Annotated in this window: 1 protein-coding gene; it reads right to left on the reverse strand. The window is 72.7% G+C overall.

Annotated elements, in window-relative coordinates; genetic code table 11:
- Positions 1-201: 201 nt before the first annotated feature.
- Positions 202-1,333: alkaline phosphatase PhoX (locus ACFWI9_RS18350; RefSeq protein ID WP_387163169.1), on the reverse strand; the 1,132-nt coding region annotated here is incomplete at its 5' end.

The following is a 1,333-nucleotide window of genomic DNA, read 5'->3' on the forward strand; positions in this document are numbered from 1 at the left end:
CCCCACCCCCGCCCCCCGCGCGTGCCGACCACCCCACGGGCCCGCCCCCCGGGGGCGGCCCCCGGGGCCCCCCCCCACAACCAGTCGCGGCGAGCGGGGAACCGGCGGGCCCCGCGGGGGTGCGGCAGGCTCCGGCGGGCGGGCAACCGGGCCCTGCGGGGGTGCGGCAGGCTCCGACGGGGTCGCGGCAGCCCGCGTCGGCTATGCGCGGAAGGGCCCGGTCACCTCGTAGGTGATACCGCCCGACGAACTGCCGCTCGTGCCGCGCTGGCTGGAGAAGTACAGCCGCCGCCCGTCCGGCGAGAAGGCCGGGCCCGTGAGCTCGGAAGCCAAGTGCCAGTTGACCCGCAGGAACGGCGCGACCACATCGTCCGGGGTGATCAGGCAGATCTCCATGTTCCCGCCGTCCTCGGCGACGAACAGATCTCCCGATGACGAGCTGGTGACATTGTCGACACCGGTCAGCGGCGCGGTCCCGGCGACGACCAGCGAGTCGTCATAGGCCAGTTCATAGGTGCCGTTGGTGAGGTTGAGCTGCCAGAGGCGGTTGTCGCCCTTGGTGGTGAACCAGACCGTGTCGTTGGCGTAGTGGCAGCCCTCGCCACCGTTGAATCTCTTCGCTCCGGACACCTGGCTGCGGGTCGCGGTCGGCGAGCCGTCAGGGTCCGGGACGTTCGCCCAGCTGAACGATCCGGATGTGCCGCTGCCGGCGACCAGCACCTGGAGAGTGCCCGAGGAGAGGTTGCCCCAGGTGGTGGGGACGAAGCGGTAGAAGCAGCCGTTCGACTCGTCCTCGGTGAGATACACCGCCTTGCGGACCGGGTCGGCTGCGGCTGCCTCGTGCTTGAACCGGCCCATGGCGGACCGGCGCACGGCGGCGTTCACTCCCCACGGGTCGGTCTCGTAGACATAACCGAGGCTGACCTCCTCGCAGGACAGCCAGGTGTTCCACGGGGTCTTGCCGCCAGCGCAGTTCTGCCGGGTGCCGGAGAGGATGCGGTACGCGCCGGTGATCGCTCCGGTGGAGGAGAACCGCACCGCGCTCGCCCCGCCCGAGGGGTTGATCTCCGAGTTGGACACGTAGATCCACCCGGAACCGTCGGCGAAGCAGGCACCGCCGTCCGGTGCGCTGTGCCAGGTGTACGAGGTGCCGCTGACCTGCTGCCCGGACCGGGCGATCACCCTGCTGGTGAACCCGGCGGGCAGCTGGATGCCGTTCGCGTCGGCCCAACCGAGCGCCCCGTAGGGCCCGGTCCCGGGCTGGGCGGGGGGGCGGGGGGGGGGGCCCCCGCCCCCACTGCGCGCCCGCCGGCCGGCGGGGGGGGCGCAGAAC

The sequence above is a fragment of the Streptomyces sp. NPDC127084 genome (genome assembly GCF_042724175.1).
GTDB lineage: Bacteria > Actinomycetota > Actinomycetes > Streptomycetales > Streptomycetaceae > Streptomyces.